The sequence below is a fragment of the Vibrio hibernica genome, from assembly GCF_015223435.1.
GTDB classification, from domain to species: domain Bacteria; phylum Pseudomonadota; class Gammaproteobacteria; order Enterobacterales; family Vibrionaceae; genus Vibrio; species Vibrio hibernica.
The window spans coordinates 1-1,546 of the sequence record NZ_VHKO01000116.1 but is presented as its reverse complement, the minus strand read 5'-3'; the positions used below and the strand labels follow the sequence as shown (position 1 = coordinate 1,546).

Below are 1,546 nucleotides of genomic sequence, written 5' to 3'. Positions count from 1 at the left end.
GATGTACCCACCGTCTATTTATGTGCCGATGCCGTTGATTTTCGAAAATCAATTAATGGTCTGGCGGCGTTGGTGGAAGCAGAGCTTGAACTACCCGTGCTCAGTGGTGCGCTATTTGTGTTTTGTAATAAAGGCCGTGACAAACTCAAACTGCTTTACTGGGATAACACCGGTTTTGCACTGTGGTATAAGCGATTAGATAAGCATAAGTTCAAATGGCCCAAACTCATGTCACCCACCATGACCTTAAGCGAGCAGCAATTACACTGGTTATTATCGGGTTATGATGTGATTGGACACAGTAAAATTGATGTCGCAGGTAAGAAAATGCTTTAATATTTGCGATCGATTGATGATCATCAAAGTGAGTTCAGTTAGCACTGCAAAGCCTTTGATGATGCCTTAAAATAGGCGTCATGAAAAATGAACTCGCCCTTAAACAGCGCATTGCTGAACTTGAAAAACTGTTAGCGCAGAAGGATGCCCAGATTGCGGCATTGGAAGAGCGCTGGAGCTTGGCCCAACAAAAACAATTCGGCAAAAGTGCTGAAGGCTTTGCCGGGCAAGGCGAGTTATTCAATGAAGTGGAAGAAATTGTTGAGGAAGTTGAGGCAGAGCAACAATCCATTAGCTATACCCGTAAAAAGCCGGTGCGTAAGCCACTGCCAAAAGACTTACCTCGTGAGCAGGTTATTCACGACATCATCGAGAAAACCTGTGATTGCTGTGGCGGTGAGCTACATAGAATGGGTGAAGATAAGTCAGAAAAGCTTGAGTTCATACCCGCTAAAATCAAAGTGATTGAGCATATTAGGCCTAAATACGCCTGCCGTCACTGTGATAAATCCTCAACTCAGACACAGATTAAACAAGCCTCAATGCCTGCCATGCCCATCAACAAAGGCATTGCAACCAGTAGTTTGCTCAGTCAGCTTATCACCAGTAAATACCAATACGGGTTACCGCTGTATCGCCAGGAAGCGATGTTTAAGCAATACGGTATTGAACTCAGTCGACAGACCATGAGCAGCTGGATAGACAAATCAGCCACACTCTTCGCGCCATTAGTTGAACGGCTTAAAGCCGAGCTGTTAAGGCAACCCACGCTGTTTGCCGATGAAACGCCATTAAAGGTGGTGAAATCGGACAAAGTAAACAGTTACATGTGGGTGTATTGCTCGGGTCGAGATTCACCAGACCCGAATAATCCCATCCCTAATATCGTACTTTACGACTTCCACAATAGTCGCGCGGCCGCCTGCGTGGTCAATTACCTTGATGGATATCAAGGGTACTTGCACGTGGATGGCTATCAAGCCTATGCCAGAACAGAGGCAACCTTAATCGGCTGCTGGGCGCATGCTCGTCGTAAATTTATCGACGCGAAAAAGCTACAAGGTAAAAACAAAACCGGCAAAGCGGATGTGGTATTGAGCCTTATCCAAAAACTGTACGGCGTTGAGTCACGCATCAAAGATAAAAGTGTGGATGACAAATATACGGCAAGACAAGAGGTTAGCCTGCCTATTCTTAGCAAGCTAAAAAT

Annotated in this window: 2 protein-coding genes; both read left to right on the top strand. The window is 45.3% G+C overall.

What is annotated here, in order from left to right; translation table 11 throughout:
* On the top strand, nt 1-336 hold a 336-nt coding region (gene tnpB / locus FH976_RS15695; protein ID WP_194091709.1), incomplete at its 5' end, for an IS66 family insertion sequence element accessory protein TnpB.
* 80 nt (nt 337-416) lie between these two features.
* The coding region (gene tnpC, locus FH976_RS15690) for an IS66 family transposase (protein ID WP_194091708.1) at nt 417-1,546 on the top strand (1,130 nt) is incomplete at its 3' end.